Origin of the sequence: Neptuniibacter sp. PT8_73 (assembly GCF_047778045.1) — a bacterium.
In the GTDB taxonomy this organism is placed as follows: Bacteria; Pseudomonadota; Gammaproteobacteria; order Pseudomonadales; family Balneatricaceae; genus Neptuniibacter.
Map to the genome: position 1 here is coordinate 2,832,520 of NZ_CP180545.1, position 20,424 is coordinate 2,852,943.

Sequence of the window (20,424 nt, forward strand, 5' to 3'; positions counted from 1 at the left end):
ACGGGCTTTTCATATTCTAATGGTGCACATAAAGGTTAATTTTCCAGCAACCCTTTCAGCACAATACTGCGATAGCTTACCACCCCTAAAACGCGCCCTTTATCAATCACTGGTGCGTGCGCTAAACCAAAGTTCTCAAACAAACGCGTGCAGTAGCGAATATCCATATGAGGATCAACAGAGATAACTGGCTTCGCCATCACCTCATAAACATTCACACGCTCAGGAGAGCGATCTTTCGCAACGACTTTCTTTGCAATATCCGATAGTAACAACAAGCCAAATTCATCGTCATCGTTACGCTTATTGATGATCAATACACGCGCATCTTGCTCTTGGAAGATTTTCAGTGCTTCACTGACCGTCATTAAACCATCAACCATGGCGAACTCATCAGTCATAACATCGCAGGTCCGTACGACTTTACGCTGTGTAGTCATAGTTCTTCCTCCACAATATTGGCTAATTTGGCAACTTGGTGAGATATCCCGACGGCGTCCTCGACATCAAGCTGGATCGCGATACCACGCCCAGGCTTTTCATCAAGCTCACCAACGTCCGATATAGTTTCTAAGATCTTTCTGCTCAGATGCTCTTCCACAATAAAAAGCAAAACATCACGCTGAGTTTCTAGGGTTAAGCCAAAGAAGGTAGTTGATTTATCTACACCTTCGCCACGGGCATTATTAATGACTGTTGCGCCGGTAGCCCCCGCTTCACGCGCAGCTTTCATTACATCATCTGTTTTTGAATCTTCTACAAACACTACTAACAGTTTGAAATGCATATCTGCCTCTTTTGTCAGCCAGTTGCTCTCGCACGTTTAGTGCGAAATTCAGAAATTTGTGCGTAAGCCATTACCGTTATCATTGGAAATAAACTAGCAAAGGCAATCAAACCAAAACCGTCAATTAGAGCGCTTCGACCAGGTACCGTTTCTGCCAAACCAAGACCTAAAGCCGCTACAAGAGGCACCGTTACCGTCGACGTTGTTACACCACCAGAGTCATACGCCAAAGGCACAATCATCTTGGGCGCAAAGCAGGTTTGAATAACAACAACGATATAACCCGCGATAATAAACCAGTGAATCGGGTAGCCTGTAACAATGCGCCAAGTACCCAAAGAGATACCGACAGCAACGCCTATAGCAACCGCAATACGCAACCCCCAAACCCCAATTGCACCACCAGAAACTTCATTCGCTTTAATGGCCACAGCAATCAGTGAAGGCTCGGCAATGGTGGTACTCGCTCCAATTGCGAAGGCAAAGATATAAACCCAGAAGTAATCTTGCCATTGCAATGCGTCCGCAACAGAACCACTCCAGCTACGTATAAACTCTGGATCGGTCAACTGCTCAGCCATCAAGCGTCCGATTGGAAATAAAGCCTTTTCTAAGCCCAACAAGAACAGGGCCAAACCAACAATCACATAAGCAAAGCCAATCAGCACCTTACGTAGATTAGCAATGCGCCGTCTGATCACAGCAATCTGAAAACCAAAGATAATGACTGCTATTGGGATCACATCTTTAATTGTAGTCAGGGTGATCTCTATAAATTGAGACAACAGTTCCATTTAGATCACCATCCCATAAGCCATAACAAAGATCATGGGTGTTAACGAAGCAAAGGCGATCAAGCCGAAACCATCTATCATCGGGTTTCGGCCCTCAATAGATGAAGCCAAACCGACACCTAATGCAGTCACTAAAGGAACTGTAATTGTAGAAGTGGTGACACCACCTGAATCATAGGCAATACCGATAATTTCACGCGGCGCAAAAGCGGTCATAATCACTACAAGCATATAACCCGCAATAATCATATATTGAATGGACCAGCCTTTAAGAATACGTAATACCCCCAAAACAATAGCTAAACCAACAGAAAAGGCGACGGTATAACGAAGGCCCGATGCATAGCTAAGCTGGGATTGCTCATTCGCGTCAATCATCCCGCCCGTGGCAGCAACCTTCGCAGCCTCCGCTGCTACTGCAATCAACGCAGGTTCCGCTACAGTGGTACCAAACCCTAAGCAAAAGGCAAAAACTAACAACCAAAGCACACTGCCCTTGCGAGCAAAAGCATGCGCCATACTCTCCCCTATAGGGAAAAGTCCCATCTCCAAGCCATAGATAAAGAAAGTTAAGCCAGCAACAACACACAACAATCCCGTCACCAAACCAAAAAAATCTGGAACAGATTGCTGCAAAACGACAATTTGGAAAAATGCGATCACTAAAACAATAGGCGCTAAATCTCTCAAACTACCCAACATGGATCGACTTAAAGCAAGAACACCTGCATGCAACTTAGATATCCCCTTGAATATTAAGGATTATTAATATTTAAAGTTACGGGGGTTTATGAATTGTGTAAAGGATCTAAATCAAGAAAAGGCAATGGAAATACATCTACAGTTAATCTGTAGCCGTTACACGATTGAAAAAATATCCATTACACAATTTAAAACAAAAAAACCCAAAGTACTAAAAATACTTTGGGCTTATACCTTAGAGTTTCTAAGACTGTTTAATCTGTTAATTCACTCTGAAAAATAGTTTTCCGGTCAACACCATTTTTCTTAATATCAATAAGGCCAGCTACAGACTGTGCTTTATCTCCAAATAGAGCACCGCTTACTTGACCAGATACAGTACCTGTTGCTGAAGACAATTGACGACTTTTCGCAGTAAAGGCTACTCCAGTTAAAGCTCCACCTTTTACTTTGAAAGAGTCTCCTCCCTTATCTGACTCACCAAAGCTCCCCGACCAAGACTTTTTACTAAAGTTAATTGCTATATCAAACTCGGCCTCATCATATGTGAAACCAGAATATTGAGCAGTAGGGCCATTCAAATTGGACACAAAGTCATTTAATTGAGGCAATGAGGTAGTTATTCCTCCGTAAATATCGCCATCAGCGCCAACATCGTCATCATTTTCCATATTCATCCATGCTTGCCACCGGCCACTTCTAAGCAATCCAGTATTTTCCGAATCATCTCCATAAGTCTTAAGACTTAAAACCGCTCCGGCTGTGCCTGGCTCACCTTTATTACCTGAATGAAAATACAACCAAGAATTTGGAGCAGAAATACTTAACTTTATGTCTTCTCCTTTAAACTCAGAACCTTGAGTCCCCTTCATTAAAAAATGCCCCTTAGTATTATAATCTTCAGGTGATACACCAAAAGAATTACCAACCATAAAGTCTGGCAATTCTTCCCCAGTTACCTCCCAAGTTATAATACCAACACCTCTATCGCCTAAAATAATCTCCTCACCTTCATGACGCCAATGAACATCTGCAGAAAAACCACATGCACTACCTGCCGAACAGGTTAAAACCGACTCTGCTACTTTTAAGTTTGGCTCATTAAAAATAACGTTTGGCTCATTCTGAAAGTTACGTCCAGCTTCATTCTGTTGAATGGAAGCAAACGCCAAGGTACCCGGATTGAACTCACCACCCGCTGCTGTGCTATAGTTTTGAGCCCATTTACCCCAACTGTTAACGGAATCTTTGGGATCTTCATTTTGAGTATTGGCCGCAGAGACGAGGGGCGCTAACGATAAAATTGACGCGATTAAAACGGAAAGACTACGAGCTTTAGCCATTTTCTACATCCTTGTGAGAATTGAGATCCAGATTTGAAAAATCCCTTGGATCCAGTAACTGAATAAATTTCAAACGTATTCTATACAATTTCCTTCAAAAGAGAATACTCAATACCAAAATAGTAAACATAGAAATTAAAAAAACCTCTAACTTATGATCCAAAAAACCACCTTTTCAAAACTGATAACGGCTAACCACACGGTTTCAAATTCTGGAGATAATATTTCAGCGGGTATAAAAAAGGCACCCAAAGGTGCCTTATAAGCTGCGATATCAGCTAAAAAAACTTCAATTAAATTCGTCCGCCACCTCCAGCGCCAGCAGCACCTTCACGACCTGCCGCAAATAGCTCTTTACGGGTAAGGGTACCGGAATTAAGTTCTTTCTTAATATCGATCAGACCGGCAGCAGTTTCGGCTTCGGAACCGAACAATGCCCCACTGACTACACCCGTGACAGAGCCCTTATCAGCAGACAGGTTTTTACTGGTCGCAGTAAAGGCAATACCAGATAGCTTACCGCCCCTTACTTTAAATGCATCTTTTCCGGCATTGGATGCACCGAAGTTTCCAGACCATGATTTATTATTGAAATCGATCTCGAGATCAACACTCCCATTAAACATAGTCGAACCAGAGTATGTCGCTGTAGGATTAAATTGGGTAAACGCGTTAAGCTCAGCAAGAGAAGTCGTTACACCACCGATAAATCCGCCATTCACACCTTTCTGACCGTTCGGCGTATTCTCCCATTGACTCCAAAAGCCATAGAACAGAGGTCCAACGTCGTTTTTATCAAATCCTATGAACTGCCCTTCACCCTCACCACCTTCTTCAAAGACAATAAAGCCGTACTTCTCATCATAATGGACGGCTGGCAAGCCTTCACCTTTGTGTTCAAAGCCATCATTTCCTTTGACTTCAAAATCTAAAGCAAGATTAGGTACAGGACCCTCAACACGACGTGGCTGTGGAGCAGGATCGTCATTTTCGTACATATCAGCAGTGATGATACCCATCTCAGCATCACCATAATCGCCATAACTACCGTGGTCTCCATCGTCATATTCGAAGGTATTGAAACCGATAAAACCACACATACTACCCGCAGAACAACTAAGTACAGACTCGTCAGGTACGACTTCATCGGCTACAGTATTCGACCGAATACTTGGCTCATTTTGAGTGTTACGGCCCGTTTCATTAGAGCCGAAGCTTGCAAAAGCCAATGCTTGAGAATTAAATTCACCACCTGCTGCTGTCGCAAATTGCTGGGCCCATGCACCCCAGCTTTCGACAGAATCTTCCTCTTTTTCCTTTTCCGTGTTTGCAGACACAGCAAAAGAACCAGTTAATAAGATTGAAGCTATCGATGCGGAAACAATATTTCGCTTAAACATCCTAAAGTCCCTATTGTGTTGTGACCTGGCTTATCACTACTTATCAGTCAGGCTGGTTGTTGAAATTTTGTTCACATTCTATACACATATAAAAAATATGTAATTGTACTGTTGTACAAGTAGCGAACTAATTTAAACGAAAAAGCCCGAAACATTTTCATGATTCGGGCTTTACAGTTTTAGAGGCTTACCAAGTTAAACACTTACCTTGATTAACTTTATGTAAGTTTAGGTAAAGGCAATGTTAGGGAAGGTTATTCTTATAAACCGGTGTAGAGAATATTGTTTTACGCTTCACGTTCCCTTCATCGCCAGAAATTTCAATATCCACTAAACCTGCAACATCAGTCGCCTTCTTACCAAATATTGCACCAGCAACCTGACCCGTAACACGTCCAGCGTCTGAGCTTAAATTAGCACTCTTAGCAGTAAAGTTAACGCCAGAAAGCTTCCCTCCGTTAACGGAGAAGGCATCACTCTGCTTACGATAGCTATCCCCAAAATTTCCCGACCATTTTTTACTATTAAAATTAATTGCTATATCGAATTCTGCACCATCAAATGTACGCCCTGAGTATTCAGCTACGCTACCATTAAGGTTGGAAACAAAATCGTTCAATTGAGCTATTGTTGTTGTTACACCCCCAACAAAAAAGCCTTCCGCTCCATCAAAACCGTCATACTGGTCATCATCATCCCATTGACCCTTTGTCCAAAAACCATTAATCAAGACTGCTCCATCACCATAATCAGTATAGTAATGAACGTAAGCATCAGAATCATCAAATTCATCATAATTATCCAACCATCCTGAAGCCTCATGGGCACGGCCCTCTAAGCCAGTAGCTTGATATGACTCACCCTCAAGCCCACTTACACTGAAACTACCCGTTGTATCCTGACGTTCGCCAAAATAATCAGGCGATACTTGCAGATCAAAGGTACCGACTTTTTCATTTTGAGGAGGACCCATTCTATACATCAACCCACCTTCATAGATTGTCGTAAAACCACAGAAAGCCCCAGCTCCGCAAAGGCCCTCAGCAACATCTGGAGTTGGTGTAGGAGTAGGGGTAGGCTGATTAAATCCTGGTTCATTTAGTCCGTTGCGGCCCGTCTCAGCTTGAGCAAGGTTCGCGAAAGCTAAGGCACCTGTATTAAATTCACCACCAGCGGCTGTTGCGAACTGCTTAGCCCACACTCCCCAGCTATTTACTGAATCCTCTTCTTCTCCATTTTGAGTATTTGCAGTAACTGAGAGCGAACTTGAAAGTAAAATAGAAGCGATTGAAGCTGAAACAAGATTACGTTTAAACATCCTATTTATCCCTGTAATGGTTATGATCCAGCCCATGGCTAAAACTTAGATCAGATAGGTTAATAATTATTGTTGTACATATTCTATACAAATATTCACTAAAGAACACTGTACTGGAGTACAATCAAAAGAACTTTATACAACTAAGTTAAACAGGATAAAAAGTCCTCATATTTTCCTCCCTTACTTCTTGGAATAGAGTCCACATAATCAAATTTAATGATGAAGGGGTAGTCAAAACGTGTAGAGAAATATCGCTCTAAGCGCTGCTCATCAAGAATCGATAAAGGCTTGCTTACCGCAATCCGAACGGTTAACCGATCAATAGCTGTTTGCTCCACCTGTAGCTGCTTAATATTATTGGACTCCCAATCCTCAGATGGAAAACTAGGCCAAAACACTCGACCATCGGGCGTTTTCATCATATTACGTTGGCGACCTAGAATTTTATTTAAAACAGGCAATCCCCTACCACAAGAACATTGCTGCCCCACTTCGGCGTAATCACCTAATTCATAACGGATTAACGGAGCTCCAAAATTGAGCAGCGTAGTTACTACCACCCTACCGGTTTCTCCTTCGCGACATGGCTGATTATCCTTATCAAGAATTTCTACCAATACACCTTCTGACTGGATATGGTAACTGCCATGTTCAGGGCATTGTAGGGCGATATAACCAATTTCCTGAGCACTATACATATCAACAACTGAAACATTCCAAACCTCTTTACAAAGCTCTATAGTTTCATCTGTCAAAATCTCTCCCATGGTTCTAATTTGTTTAAGACTAGGGAGATTTATTTGCTGCTGTTTACAGTACTTTGCCAATTCACGAATATTTGACGGTAAAGACAATAGGTAGGCAGGCCTTTCTTGGAGCAACCATTTGATTTGAGAAGCAACATCAGTTCTGGAACTCAGCAAGCTTGCAGGACCAGTTTCAAACATTCTCGAAATTGCACCACCCCAATGCGGAGCTTGAGAGGACTCCCCAGGTTTGAGTTTGCCTCCGATAGGCCTTATAGATGCAAGCTTTCCACCGACATCCCGCTGATGCCAAATATGTTCTCTTGCAGTAAATGCCTGCCAGAACAAGCCTGTCGTTTGAGTACCATAAGCAGTAATTGGTATCCCAGTAGATCCAGAAGATTGAATTTTATTTAAGCGATCATGACCAGCTAATGGTTTTATGCTTTTTTGCTGATCACCTGCAGCAATTAAATCTTGACGAGTTAAAATTGGAATTTCAGACCAAAGATCTTTTGTTAGTTTTTTACCTAATAAAGACTTAGGTATACGATCTTTATATAGAGGAACTGCTTGAGCTGCATGTAGGATCAGCTCTTCAGCTTGAGACCACTGTAAGTTTTCAAGTTCAATTCCAGATAACCACTGACTCTTCTCTAACTGAAATTGCAAAGCCATCTGTAAAGCACCTTCAGGGCTTGGTATAACTGGCCATTTGAGACTTGGAGCTCCTTGCCGTAACAGATCCAAAAACATATATTCCTCTTTAACAAGTCTCATTGAACTAAAGGTGTCAATTTAATAGATCATAACCTAAATCACCTTCATAAAATCACAAAAAAAGGCGCATATGCGCCTTTTTAGTGTTTGCCAATTTAACCAATTAGAATTTCTTGCCTAAATTTACTGAGAACTGAGTTCGATCATAATCATACAAAGCAACGTTCGAGTCTGCTTCAGTTCTTAGCCAAAATGCTGATAGTTCCAGCTCATTAGCAAAAATATGCTTACCACCCAAGATCAACTGAATCTCTTCATCATCTCGAATCTCTAGCAAAGGCACTGGGCCTTTATAATCCGATTCACTAAGCGAGATACGGGAGAATAAACTAGTTGTAGGCTTAACCTGCCAATTTACCCCAGCAAAGATTTCCCATCCGTCGTAGGCAAATTGGTCATCTTTAGCATCATTATCAAACCATTCAAAGCCACCTTGCACACCAACTGTATTATTCTTGAAGCCTTTACCTAAGGAAACACCTACAGAATAATAGTCTGAATCACGACCTTGATCAGATTCCTGATCAAAATTACGATCGGTATATTCACCATCGATAGTTAGCTCAGTACTCGCATCAAATGCCCAAGTAAATGACGGCTGAAGTCCAATGTACGTTGCCAATTCTTCATCATCTAATCGAATATGGTCTAACTGCAACGCAACATTGGCGCGCCATTTAGAGTTAGTAATGATCGCAGGCCCAGTACGTAAGGAAGCTACTTGAAGATCAAATTCATCGTAGGTTTCATACCTACGGTTGTAATACGAAGCGCCGCTCTGCCAGAACAACATACCTGTATTCTGACCTAAGCGAACAGGTTTACCTGTACGATAACTATGATCATAACTAGCAGATAAAACAAAAGCAGTGTCATTTACAGGTCTAGTTGTAATATCAAAAATGTTACCATCAATATTGATAACCGAACTACCCGGGCCGATATTCACATTATCGTCGTATAACACACCAGCATTAAGATCAAACTTGTGCTCATGCTCCGGTGACATTTGTTCTGCATCCTGCCTTAGCTGCGCAAGGAATGCCAAAATTGAAACTCGCACACTTGGAGGCGTATTAGGATCATTAAGAACCGTTTGAGCTTGTTGCTCTGCTTCTTGATATTGGAGGGTTTGCATGTAAGCAACAGCCAGTTCCAAACGTGCTCGGTGTAAAGCAGGCTTATTACTTAGAATGGTTTGAAAGGATTCAATCGCGTTATAAGGAGCCCCTTCTTCACGCTCTGCCATCCCCTTCTTGAAAAATTCTTCAGGATCAAACTGTTCTTCGGTGGTTTCTGCTGCAATTACTGATGAAGCCATCATCGAAAGTAATACACCAGACAAAACAGAAACCCTGCTGTTATTTTTCATTCCCTAATTCCCCTTCCAATTACTTACGCTTTTTGCGTTGTACTAGCGTTATCGCGCAAGTATAACCACTGAACATAATACGTACAACCGACTACTGTATCTCTAAGTCTCATTATTCCACTATTTATCTATGGTTTTATAAATCAGACCCGCATGCGATATCTGTATCTTTGATACACTCCATAACGCTATAGCTCATTTAATAACACATTGGGTGATTCAACATTTATTCAAAGGACCGTCCTGAGAAAGGTGTCATTTTTCAGGTTCTCAGATATCCTTAAGTAATCTCCAAATTTGGTAACAAAAGTTCAGGATGAAACGATTACCGTCTAAAACTTTGGCAACTTTAACTCTGCTTTTTAGCCTTTTTTTCAGTAACTTGGGCTATGCAGGGCTCTTTGGCACCCAAGAGTTACCTCAACGCTCGTTAAATGAACTTCCTGACTGGCTAAACTATATGGAACGCCATCTTCGCGAAGATACACCTGAAGAGATTTGTAAACAGTCTGGATTATGTAATTTAAAACCTTGGTATCGCTTTCTCGATAGTATTCGTCATTTACCTAAACGACAGCAACTTGAAAAAGTTAATCAATTTGCAAATCAAAAACCTTATATCCTAGATATTGATAACTATGGCAAGGAAGACTACTGGGCTGTAGTTCGTGAGTTTTTAGCACGCAGCGGAGATTGTGAAGATTACTCGCTAACTAAATTCTTTTCCCTTCGCTTGCTAGGCTTTAGCAATGAAGAGATGAGAATTGTCGTTTTACAAGATACAAATTTAAGAATTGGACATGCAGTCTTGGCCGTTAAATACGGTGGTGATGAACTAATATTAGATAATCAAAGCCGTAGTATTATTTCGCACCGAAATATTAAGCATTACATTCCGTTATACACAGTAAATGAACATCGTTGGTGGCTACATATGCCAGTTTTTTAAGACTGGATGCCTCCTAAGAAAACCACTTATAACAACCAAATTGGTAATAAACAATGAAACGCGCTTTAGTAACCGGAATAATCAGCCTGATACTTATTTTCCTTATTTGCTTAGCCTTAATTGAGCGTTTCACTACCCAGCAAACACAGCAAAACATTTCCCACTGGCAAACAACGCTCTCTGCCTTAGCAGATAACCAAAGTCTAAGCGTATCTCGCTGGATATTTGCCACTGCAGCCCCTTTAAAAGAAGTAGCTAGCAACAATTCGGTTCGACTTTATTTACAACGTTTAACAGAGCAATCTACTGAAGCAAGAGAGGCCTCTGCTCAAATCGATTATTTACGTAATTTGATCATCGCAACATCAAATAGAGAAGGTTATACAGACAAGAACCGCCAGAGTGTAAACGCAAACCTACGTGTTATCGCGAACAGTTCTCTAGCGCTATACGATGAAAATTTAAATCTTATTGCCGGTACTGCTGGCCTCAGCAAGCTATCAAAAACGTTAAAGGCAGCCATCAATCAACTGGATGATAAGCAACAAGTTATCACAACTGATATCTGGCTAAATGATAACGATGTTGCGCAAATTGGTTTTGTAACTTCTATATCAGGGTTACCTCAATTAGGTAAAGAAGGCCAAACACTGGGTTACCTTGTTGGCATAAAAGACCCAAATAAAGAGCTCTATGGCTTATTAAAGAACTTTAGCGTTACACTTCAATCTTTAGAGTCTGCGCTTCTTCAACAAAGCGATAATGGCATTGCTTATGCGAGCCCGTTACGTCAGGACTCCTCGACTCCTCTACAAAAGCGTGTAGCACCGAATAGCCCTAACGCTTCTGCTATAGCATTCAACTCTCCTGGTGAGTTTATTCAAGCCAATGATTACCGTGAAAACAAAGTATTAGCCGTCAGTCGAAGTATTTCTAATACCAATATGCGTTTAATTATTAAAGTTGACCACGAGGACGCAATTGGTCAAACCATAAAACAGCAATCTGACCTACAGGCAATGCTTATGCTTGGAACATTTGCCATGCTAGCGCTGCTAATTGGGGCGGGTTGGTATGGCAATCTAATTAGAGCTCGCCAAGACAATGAGGCACTCCTAACGACGACACACGCATTAGAAGAAAAAACCAACCTGCTTGATGCCATTAATGACAATACGGTCGATATGGTTTTAATTCTCGACGAATCATTGCAGCTTTCTTTCATTAACCGCGCGCTGGCAGACAAAGTATCTATCCCAACCGAAGACAGTGTAGGTAAAAATTTAAATTCTATTCTAGGTAGTCACTACGCGGAATTTCTAACACCACTTGCTGAACAATGCTTTAAACAACAAATCGAGTTAAACGAGAAGCAAACGCTAGAACTTAAAGGGGAACTGACAACCTTTACCATTCATCTGATTCCGATGGTATATGGCTACAAATCTGCAGTCATGATCCACTTCCATGACATAACCCTGATAGAAGCCCATCAAGCACAGCAAACTCGTCTACTGCAACAAATCATGCAGTCTCTGATGCATGCGATTGACCTGCACGATCCCTACTCTGCAAATCACTCTCAGAAAACTGCACAAGTCGCAGTCGCAATCGCCGAGGCCATGGAGCTGTCAGATATAGATTTATCCACTGTAGAGATCGCAGCCAATTTGTGTAACTTAGGTAAGCTGTCAATCCCTCAAGCACTACTAACAAAAACGGGGAAGCTCAGCGATGAAGAAATGCAGATCGTACTTAAAGAAGTAGATTATGCGAAAGAGATACTTTCCAATATCGAATTCGAAGGACCTGTATTAGATACAATCACGCAGAAACATGAATACTTAGATGGTTCAGGCATGAACGGTTTAAGTGCCGAACAGCTAGCCATACATGCCCGCATTCTGACCACAGCCAATGATTTTGTCGCTATGATTAGCCCGCGAGCCTACCGTGAAAGCCTACCTGTAGATACGGCGCTAGACACCTTACTTCAAGATGCTGGAACTCGATACGATAGACAAGTGGTAGCTTCGCTATTCCATGTTATCGAAAATAAAATCGACCTAGGGTAACAAGGTTTAAGCTAAGGCCTTTCTCTGATCCAGAAAGGCCTTGTGCTTTTCAAGCTTACTGTAACTGATAAACAGTCGATCCATTCATCACGACAGCTTTGTAGACTTGTGCTCCACACTCAAAAAACATCGAGTTACCCAATGTCTTAGAGATACACCCCGCAGGCAAAGCATTTAATATCCCAGCCGGTTGAACCACCACATAACTCACCTGCCCCGGGACTTGCTGATAAATTACACCGTTACAGTTTTGGTAAGCAATACCCGAAATAACTTGTGTATAACAACCGCCTGGTAATACATTAACTTGTTGCGCATCTCGAGCATCATCTCGACGATCCATTCTGCGTGCTGTTCTTCTGGCAGCCTGTCGAGCTTCGTTATTATCTTCCCAATCAGCCTGAGCAGATCCGCCTAAATTTACCCCATCAACCTTAGCATCTACCACAGGTAACGCTGCGGTAAACACAGTAGCTGTTAGAGCAATTACAAGATAACTTTTAATGTTCATGATCTTTCTCCAACTCAGTAAATGATTAAGTTGGAAAAATGATAATCGTTGAAGTGAAGTGGTGATATACCGGAAAGTATATACAACGGCCAGCACCGCTGACCGGTATAGAGTTTAATATGTTCTTAAGATCGTTCTTCGACCATATTAGCTCTCTTTCGTAGCTTTAAAAGATTCTCTTGAAAGCGATCAGCCCACATATGCAACAATGCACCTATATCGTGAAAATCACGTTGATTCCCCGACCAAGTTTCAACGTCACCTTCTAACCTATCCTCAATTGAGAGCAACATTTGATCAGAGGCTCCATCATATAAATCCAGCCTGATTCCCGCGACAAAGATGGTTTCTTCGTTGCCAGTAATGCCGTTATAAGCTTCCTTTCCTGCCTTATAGATTAAGCGAATAGGGATAAAATCTCTGGCCGTCATTCCAGGTTCCAGACGCTGAGCATCCAGTAAAGTCACTTTCACATTCAATTTTTCTCCAACGTTGAGTACCGACTTGCCAGAAGAGTTTGAGGTTTGAATGTAATTCAATTTTTGGTTTATAAGTTTAGGAAAGAAATTTTGAACCTTAGATATGTCATCTGCTGCCACACCTACAAATTCGCCTGTTCGATCCACCTCAACACCCAAAACCTCTATCTGAGAGTAGCCAGCAAGTTGCTCTTCCGTCACCTGTGGGTGTCGCCAAATTTTAGCTGTATCTACCCATGGATGCGGTTTATACATTCCTTCAGAAGAAGGCTTAGATTGCTGTAAACCGCAACCAGCCAGAGCCCAAAGACATAAAGGTAAAAGCAAAAGCCTTTTATTAATGTGCATCAGATAATCCACTTATCAAATAAACCTACTTAAGATTTGTAAATCGTTACCTAGAAAAACCAATGATTAACGATCTTCTAACAGTCCTGCGACGAGTAACAAACGCATTAACTGGGCCACACTTCTTACGCCCAATTTATGCATTACTCTAGAGCGATGGATCTCAACTGTTCCTTGTGCAATCCCAAGATCGATAGCAATCACTTTATTCGCGCAGCCTTGAGCGACAAGATGCATTATCTCTTTTTCTCTTGCCGTCAGTGAATCTAAGCGCTGCTGTACTAAGGATTTCTCAGCTAGCTCTTCTCTAGATTGCTGATCACTTAGAATCGCTTGCTCGATTTTCTCTAGTAATTTTGCTTCGCGGAAAGGCTTTTCAAGGAAATCCAAAGCGCCTTTTTGAATACACTCTACCGCCATTTCAACATCACCATGGCCAGTGATAAAGATAATAGGGATCAGAGCCTTTCGTTTGATCAATTCATCTTGCAAAGCGAGTCCGCTCATACCCGGCATTCGAATATCTAAAACCAAACATCCAGACTGCTCAGCGTCAAAAGCTTCGAGAAAACTAGTCGCATCGATAAAGTCACGCACCTCGTAGCCATCGGATTCAGCCATCATGCGAATCATATCCCTAAGCGTGGCATCATCATCGACTACAAACACAGTACCTTTCTGATTTTCTGTCATGGCGCTCTACTCAACTTCCTTTTCTTCAACAACGGGTAAACGGATAATAAACTCCGCTCCTTTTAGCGAATGATTCCCGGCTGTCAGCTTACCTTTAGCCGCTTCAATTAAGTTTCTACAAATAACTAGCCCCAACCCCAAACCATTTTCTTTCGTGGTTCGAAAGGGTTCAAACAAGTGCGCTTGTATTTCTGCATCAAAACCGGGGCCATTATCGAGTACGGATAAACAGATATGCTCATCCTCCTTATACAGATTCAACTCAATTCTGGCATCTGCTTGATGCTCTAGCACCTCTACAGCATTGTTAATCAAGTTGACCAACACTTGTTGCATCTGGGTACGACTCATTTTAATCCGAGCCGTTTCTATCCCATTAAATTCCACTTCAACACCAGCTTGCAACGCTCGGTGGGACATAATATCCATACTTTCTTGGATAACGTCCGCGAAATTAATGACCTCTTCTTTTACAGCCTCACGACGGATAAAAGACCGTGTACGCTGAATAATTTTGGCGGATCGTTCTGCTTCATCGCCAATTTTAGTAAGGCATTCAAGTAATTTTGGATCCGCATTACTCTGCTTACTTAAGCGCAAAGCAATATCAGAATATCCCATAATGCCAGCTAACGGTTGATTAAGTTCATGGGCCAGTCCTGTGGCTAGTTGGCCCATTGTGCCCACTCGCTCTAAATGCACAATTTGGCTTTCAGCTTCCTGTCTTTGATTAATCTCATGAAGCCTGGCTCTATTTTCCTCTTCTATACGCTGGATCAACTGGTTAAAGGCATCAGCAAGCTCATCTAGCTCATCCTCTTGTTCATTCTGCGTTCGATCTAGATACAAAACAGTTTGATCAGTCCCCTCTTTCTGCTGCTTCATAAAGTTGATCATCCTCAAAAGGTGTTGACCTACCAAGCTGCGAAAAAGGATAAACATAAAGAAAACAACAAATGCTGTTTTAAAACCATTTTTGATAAGGATGATATAAAGCTGACCAAGCATATGACTGAAGATTGCGTCGATACTAACGACTAACTCTACAGTCCCAAGTTGTTTCTCTTCACGCTGGATATTTATGCGGTAGCTTCTGGAATTTATAGATTCATTGGCAACATACTCCAAACGCTCACCATCAGCCAAATGCAGTTTATTGGCATCTACAAACTCTAACTGATTGATCCCTTGAAGCAGCTTATGCAGCTGTGCCCTATCATCTTTCCAGATTGATTCTGCAATCGCTGGAGACATGGTTGTTTCAATAAATTGCGGTACTTGATCCAACTTACGAGTCAGTTGACGAAATTCAAAGCCAAACTGAATAGCCGTGAGAATTAATGTCACCAAGGAGCTAAAGAGCACCACTCGTAGGACAAGCTTTCGGCCCAACTTATATTGAAAAAATCCTATTTCTGAATTCTTTACCACGACTTTCACTCTACTTTTGCAAACCCCATATGGGTATATGCATATTTTCGGTTTAGACCCTATTTCCTACTATAAAAATAAATATTAAACAGAGGGAACCTGCGAATAAGTCTCATACTTTCTCAGTGGGTTATAAAACGACCAGATACGCGAAAGCCAGCGCAGTGAAATGTCTAGACCTTTTCAAGTTGGCTGACAAAGTAGATGGTCGTTTTAGACCCCACCCTCTGGGGCTTGCAAAGCAACTGAATCACTTTGTTAATGATTTTCGAAAGGCAACCAGCATGCCTGTAATCATTGCCTCGTGCTTCAATTGCTCTGTAAGCCTGTACCCAAGAGGCATAGCAAAGTCGTATAGGACTTGTTCGCAGGTTCCCAAGGATCAGTCTTGTGAAAATAGCATTGTCTACCCAGCAGATAGCCCCTGTCTATCCCAGCAAACCCGTACATGCAGAGAACAGGCACATTAGTATTCCGGAAAAAATAGAGAATACTGAATCCAAGGCAGTTTTACTGAAAGCTCATCAAGTAACACAAGAAAAAGAACTTGTGAAGATATATCGTCATGTCACCGAACGGGCATCGGAACTGTACAACGGAGAGGCAAAACCAAGCGAGTTAGAGATTTACCAGTATGATGGTAGGCGCGAACTTAATATCAAACATCATTCAGCCGCGCATAGTTTACATATTACAGTCTAATGAAGAGTTGGCGGCTCTTTAGGTTCATCTGGAACGATGATATGGCCACTACTATCAAGTACTAGTACGCCATGCTCCACACCTAACTCCAACATCTGCTGTAGCATCATCTGAGTAAGGTGAGCGCTAATGATCAAGCCTGCTGGTGGATCACCTTCGAACAGATCTTCGTCGATTAGATCTTCCGGTCGAAGCCCCAATAACAACGGGTTTTCTGCAACTAAGGGTGCTATCTCTTCAGGAGCAAAGACAGAGTAATCAGAGGAGATATCGAGCGCTTGTTGATAGGCATCTTTATTACGGGAGTTTTCCTGCAACGCATCTAGAAATGCTGATTCCGCTGCAGAAAAAATGCCGGATAGTTTACTCGCGCCACCTAAAGCAATATTTCGAGTAGCAACCTCAGAAGTGCTGTAGTCCACATCGATTGAGTATTGGGAGTCTTGATTCAACTCCTCCTCATCTACCAAGACATTGCCCTCTTCATCAATATCAAGCCACTCTCGCTCGACCGCAACCGCTAACAACCCTTCTAAAGCTGCCGCTAAAATATTGCAGCAAATGATGACTCCGACAGAAGGGTTTTCACTTTCTTGACGATTCATGATCAGATCACCTGCACGTGCAGCAAGTAAGGTCGGATCTTGTTCGATGATCTCAGCTAGCCTATCCGCTTCAATAAATAGAACCTCATGGCACAAACGCTCTGCTGTTAGATAAGGTTCTGAACAACCAGTTGCCTGCATTCGTGCCACATATTCTGCACGCACATCTTCCAGCAAGGCTGTCAGTAATCCACTCATAAGGCACCTAATTTATAAATTAATTTGCAAGATTAGCATTTAACACTAAGGTTACTATGACAATGGTCGATTGTTACTAAGGAAGCAACAAAAAAACTTAAGGAAATCAAAAAATGCGCGCATGGAAACAGGGCTCTGACAAACCGACCGAAGAGGAAGAAGGCAGTATCTATATTTTGTCGGACAATTAGAGCAAAGAAAGCAGCCTGTCATATAGGGTAGTTATCGACAGGCTTTCTTCTAGTGAAGCGTCATACCTATAGGGGCTACACCTTTCTTAAGCTCATCAAAACGCTCACGCAGATCAACTAACTTAGTTAAACCATAATCCTCTGGCGACTTTGGCAGTTCAAACCAATCCAATGCCCAAACACGCGTCATCAGCTCATACTCACCGATCAAGGCATCTAGGTAGATCATAACGGCTTCAACCCGTGGATCCATATCCAGCACTTTTGGCGCATCTTCCAGATAGATTTCTAAATGCAGACGCTTTTCTACAATTACTATGCGGAACCAAAAGTCCGATAGTTCACAGAACTCATCGCCAATATTGATCGTCAGCGGTACTGGGTCATAGCGATTATTAAACGCTTTAAACTCAATTCCTGTTAGGTCTGGCGCAGCGCCAATCAGACTCAATACTGATTGAATAGACTCAGGAAAGCCGTCACAACCGAATACCATTTCGATTGCTCCATCCTGATCTTCATCACTTTGAAAATGAAACGTAAGGTTACGATCAATTTTCTGCAACTGCTCGCGATACTGAGTTAATAGAGGCTCAGCATCAAAGCGGTCATCACTACGGCTAGATAGCAACTGCTCAATCGTATCCTGCAGCTGCTCCCAGAACGAGCTTATCTGTTTTCGATCTAATATCATTAGCGGGTGTGCTTATTACTTCGTGCGGTAAATCTTATGTGCGTGGAACAACAACACCTGTTTGACCTTGATATTTACCATCTCGGTCTTTGTATGATGTCTCACAGACTTCATCACCCTGAAGGAATAACATCTGAGCGACACCTTCATTGGCATAAATTTTTGCAGGTAGTGGCGTAGTATTCGAAAACTCTAGGGTAACGTGCCCTTCCCACTCAGGCTCTAAAGGTGTGACGTTCACGATGATGCCACAACGAGCGTAAGTGCTTTTGCCTAGGCAGATAGTTAAAACATCACGCGGGATTTTGAAATACTCAACTGTACGCGCTAGCGCGAAAGAGTTAGGCGGAATAATGCAAACATCCGATTGGATATCGACAAAGCTACCATCATCAAAATCTTTTGGATCAACAATCGATGAATTTATGTTGGTAAAGACCTTAAATTCATTTGCACAACGAACATCATAACCGTAACTGGAAGTACCATAAGATACGATGCGTGAGCCATCCACTTCGCGAACCTGACCAGGCTCAAACGGTGAAATCATATCTTTCTCTTCCGCCATACGACGAATCCAGCTATCTGCTTTAATGCCCATATTGGCTTTCCATCCGGGTGATAATTTCGAGCCGGCAATTGTACCTTTTTTACGCATAAGGGACAAAAGAAACGGCCTCAATTGAGGCCGTTTTTGATTGAAGGGGGAATTCAATTCAATTTTGTATAGTTTTTACTATTTCTAGTTGAGAAGATTAGCCGTCTTCTCATATTGCTCCGCTAACCAAAACTCTGCTGCGGTTTGTCCTTCGTCACGCAGTGTATTTGCCTGACGGCGAAGCTCTGCAGCCATCTCACGCCGTGTTAAAGCGGAGGGTTTTGGCTTCATCATTTTTATATTTGCAGTTGCTCTATAATCCATCGTTCATCCCTTTACTTATTTTTATAATGTTTATTATTTATACAGCTTGAACCTTAAATTGTAGACTCCTTTACTGAATCCACCCAAATAAATGTTCAATATTTGATCAAAATCAATTTATAGATCAAGTATGAAAACGGTGTTACAAACCAAACTAAAAAGAACGCCAGAAAAAAATAAAGCCCTATAAAGGGCTTCATTAAGAGTTAAAACAGCGATCAGCTATTCGTTAATCATCTTCAACAATAATTGAAGGCACGCGGATATCATTGTCAGCGTTATGCTTTGCCAGTCTCGCAGCAAGCGTACGTGCAACTTTACGATAGATCTGAGCGTGCTCACCTTCAGGGTCCGCAGCAACCGTAGGCGCACCTGAGTCAGCTTGTTTACGAATAGTCAGTGCTAAAGGTAACTTACCTAACAATTCTGTATCGTATAGTTCAGCAATTTCAGCTCCACCGCCATCACCAAAAATAGCTTCGGTATGACCGCACTGGCTACAAATATGAGTGCTCATATTTTCCACAACGCCTAACACATTGATATCGACCTTACGGAACATCTCGATACCTTTTTTGGCATCAAGCAAAGCAATGTCTTGCGGTGTTGTAACGATAACGGCACCTGAAACAGGCACCTTTTGCGACAGTGTTAATTGAATATCACCTGTACCCGGCGGCATATCGATAAATAGATAATCAAGATCCTGCCAACGAGTCTGTGTTAGTAATTGCTGCAGCGCACCTGCGGCCATAGGGCCACGCCAAACCATAGCCGTATTATCTTCGATTAGATAGCTCATGGACATGGATTGAAGGCCATGGGCTTCTACAGGGTTAAATGTCTTTTCATCATAAGGCTGCGGGCGTACACCCTCCGCAACACCTAGCATCATACCTTGGCTAGGGCCATAGATATCAGCATCCAGAACACCGACTTTAGCCCCCTCTGCTGCCATTGCTAGCGCCAAGTTAACCGTAGTCGTTGATTTACCAACACCACCTTTACCTGAAGCAACCGCGATAACATTTTTCACACCTTCCATAACCGGAATGCTGTTTTGGCTAGGGCTCGCCGCAATAGTGTGACCAATAGTAATATCGCACTTATCCAAGCCATCAATCTCTAATAATTTAGCCTGCAAGTCCGCTTGTAATTTCGAAGCAACGCCTTTGGATGGGTAGCTTAATACTAACTCTACGCTAGCTGTTGATCCTTCTGCTTCAATTGCCTTTACAAAACCAGCAGATACCAGATCTGTTGCTGCAACCTCATCCTGATACTGACCTAAAACTTGGTTAATTTGCGCTTCAATATTTGACACTTTTATACCGCCTAAAAATTTCTTACTTAACTCGGAATAAACCTAATGCGATGCTTA

General features: G+C 42.1%; 21 protein-coding genes. 3 read left to right on the top strand and 18 right to left on the bottom strand.

Going from position 1 to position 20,424, the window contains the following annotated elements:
• Positions 1–35: 35 nt before the first annotated feature.
• The 9 genes from ACMXYN_RS12735 to ACMXYN_RS12775 form a co-directional block, all read right to left on the bottom strand.
• Entirely contained in the window at positions 36–440 is a 405-nt protein-coding gene (locus ACMXYN_RS12735) for a CBS domain-containing protein (RefSeq protein ID WP_415892140.1), read from the bottom strand.
• Entirely contained in the window at positions 437–787 is a 351-nt protein-coding gene (locus ACMXYN_RS12740; RefSeq protein ID WP_415892141.1) for a P-II family nitrogen regulator, read from the bottom strand. Before ACMXYN_RS12740 ends, ACMXYN_RS12735 begins: the two co-directional genes overlap by 4 nt.
• Positions 788–801: 14 nt before the next feature.
• Positions 802–1,581: a DUF1538 domain-containing protein gene (locus ACMXYN_RS12745; RefSeq protein WP_415892142.1), complete on the bottom strand. Its 780-nt coding sequence runs from the start codon at positions 1,579–1,581 to the stop codon at positions 802–804.
• Positions 1,582–2,283 (bottom strand): DUF1538 family protein, encoded by a 702-nt coding sequence (locus ACMXYN_RS12750; RefSeq protein WP_415894489.1) that lies wholly within the window; start codon positions 2,281–2,283, stop codon positions 1,582–1,584.
• A gap of 254 nt (positions 2,284–2,537) precedes the next feature.
• Positions 2,538–3,626: a hypothetical protein gene (locus ACMXYN_RS12755; RefSeq protein ID WP_415892143.1), complete on the bottom strand. Its 1,089-nt coding sequence runs from the start codon at positions 3,624–3,626 to the stop codon at positions 2,538–2,540.
• 293 nt (positions 3,627–3,919) lie between these two features.
• Positions 3,920–5,026: a hypothetical protein gene (locus ACMXYN_RS12760; RefSeq protein WP_415892144.1), complete on the bottom strand. Its 1,107-nt coding sequence runs from the start codon at positions 5,024–5,026 to the stop codon at positions 3,920–3,922.
• A gap of 244 nt (positions 5,027–5,270) precedes the next feature.
• Positions 5,271–6,344: a hypothetical protein gene (locus ACMXYN_RS12765; protein ID WP_415892145.1), complete on the bottom strand. Its 1,074-nt coding sequence runs from the start codon at positions 6,342–6,344 to the stop codon at positions 5,271–5,273.
• 143 nt (positions 6,345–6,487) lie between these two features.
• Positions 6,488–7,771 carry a phenylacetate--CoA ligase family protein gene (locus ACMXYN_RS12770; protein ID WP_415892146.1) on the bottom strand — a complete coding sequence of 428 codons (1,284 nt, stop codon included), beginning with the start codon at positions 7,769–7,771 and terminating at the stop codon, positions 6,488–6,490.
• Positions 7,772–7,976: 205 nt separating this feature from the next.
• Positions 7,977–9,245: a surface lipoprotein assembly modifier gene (locus ACMXYN_RS12775; RefSeq protein WP_415892147.1), complete on the bottom strand. Its 1,269-nt coding sequence runs from the start codon at positions 9,243–9,245 to the stop codon at positions 7,977–7,979.
• A gap of 316 nt (positions 9,246–9,561) precedes the next feature.
• Here ACMXYN_RS12775 and ACMXYN_RS12780 point away from each other — a divergent pair, with 316 nt between their 5' ends.
• Entirely contained in the window at positions 9,562–10,194 is a 633-nt protein-coding gene (locus ACMXYN_RS12780; protein WP_415892148.1) for a transglutaminase-like cysteine peptidase, read from the top strand.
• Positions 10,195–10,247: 53 nt separating this feature from the next.
• Positions 10,248–12,269 carry an HD domain-containing phosphohydrolase gene (locus ACMXYN_RS12785; protein ID WP_415892149.1) on the top strand — a complete coding sequence of 674 codons (2,022 nt, stop codon included), beginning with the start codon at positions 10,248–10,250 and terminating at the stop codon, positions 12,267–12,269.
• Positions 12,270–12,324: 55 nt separating this feature from the next.
• On the opposite strand, the gene ACMXYN_RS12790 is transcribed toward ACMXYN_RS12785, so the two are convergent.
• From ACMXYN_RS12790 to ACMXYN_RS12805, 4 genes are all read right to left on the bottom strand, one after another.
• Positions 12,325–12,780 (bottom strand): DUF6515 family protein, encoded by a 456-nt coding sequence (locus tag ACMXYN_RS12790; RefSeq protein ID WP_415892150.1) that lies wholly within the window; start codon positions 12,778–12,780, stop codon positions 12,325–12,327.
• Between the two features lie 125 nt (positions 12,781–12,905).
• Positions 12,906–13,607 (bottom strand): hypothetical protein, encoded by a 702-nt coding sequence (locus tag ACMXYN_RS12795; protein ID WP_415892151.1) that lies wholly within the window; start codon positions 13,605–13,607, stop codon positions 12,906–12,908.
• A gap of 66 nt (positions 13,608–13,673) precedes the next feature.
• Positions 13,674–14,300, bottom strand: coding sequence for a response regulator transcription factor (locus ACMXYN_RS12800; RefSeq protein ID WP_415892152.1), 627 nt, complete (start codon positions 14,298–14,300; stop codon positions 13,674–13,676).
• Between the two features lie 6 nt (positions 14,301–14,306).
• Entirely contained in the window at positions 14,307–15,647 is a 1,341-nt protein-coding gene (locus ACMXYN_RS12805; protein ID WP_415892153.1) for an ATP-binding protein, read from the bottom strand.
• A 474-nt stretch (positions 15,648–16,121) separates the two neighbouring features.
• Here ACMXYN_RS12805 and ACMXYN_RS12810 point away from each other — a divergent pair, with 474 nt between their 5' ends.
• Positions 16,122–16,433 (top strand): hypothetical protein, encoded by a 312-nt coding sequence (locus tag ACMXYN_RS12810; protein ID WP_415892154.1) that lies wholly within the window; start codon positions 16,122–16,124, stop codon positions 16,431–16,433.
• Here ACMXYN_RS12810 and ACMXYN_RS12815 read toward each other — a convergent pair.
• The 5 genes from ACMXYN_RS12815 to apbC all read right to left on the bottom strand — a co-directional run bounded on the left by ACMXYN_RS12815 (position 16,430) and on the right by apbC (position 20,367).
• A complete protein-coding gene (locus tag ACMXYN_RS12815; protein ID WP_415892155.1) occupies positions 16,430–17,236 on the bottom strand; it encodes a hypothetical protein in 807 nt (268 codons plus the stop codon). The two genes, ACMXYN_RS12810 and ACMXYN_RS12815, sit on opposite strands and share 4 nt — an antisense overlap.
• 240 nt (positions 17,237–17,476) lie before the next feature.
• Complete coding sequence (locus ACMXYN_RS12820) at positions 17,477–18,121, bottom strand: hypothetical protein (protein ID WP_415892156.1); 645 nt, start codon at positions 18,119–18,121, stop codon at positions 17,477–17,479.
• 34 nt (positions 18,122–18,155) lie between these two features.
• Positions 18,156–18,722: a dCTP deaminase gene (gene dcd / locus ACMXYN_RS12825; protein ID WP_415881889.1), complete on the bottom strand. Its 567-nt coding sequence runs from the start codon at positions 18,720–18,722 to the stop codon at positions 18,156–18,158.
• A 141-nt stretch (positions 18,723–18,863) separates the two neighbouring features.
• Entirely contained in the window at positions 18,864–19,043 is a 180-nt protein-coding gene (locus tag ACMXYN_RS12830) for a hypothetical protein (RefSeq protein ID WP_415881890.1), read from the bottom strand.
• A gap of 229 nt (positions 19,044–19,272) precedes the next feature.
• Positions 19,273–20,367 (bottom strand): iron-sulfur cluster carrier protein ApbC, encoded by a 1,095-nt coding sequence (gene apbC, locus ACMXYN_RS12835; RefSeq protein WP_415892157.1) that lies wholly within the window; start codon positions 20,365–20,367, stop codon positions 19,273–19,275.
• Positions 20,368–20,424: the final 57 nt, after the last annotated feature.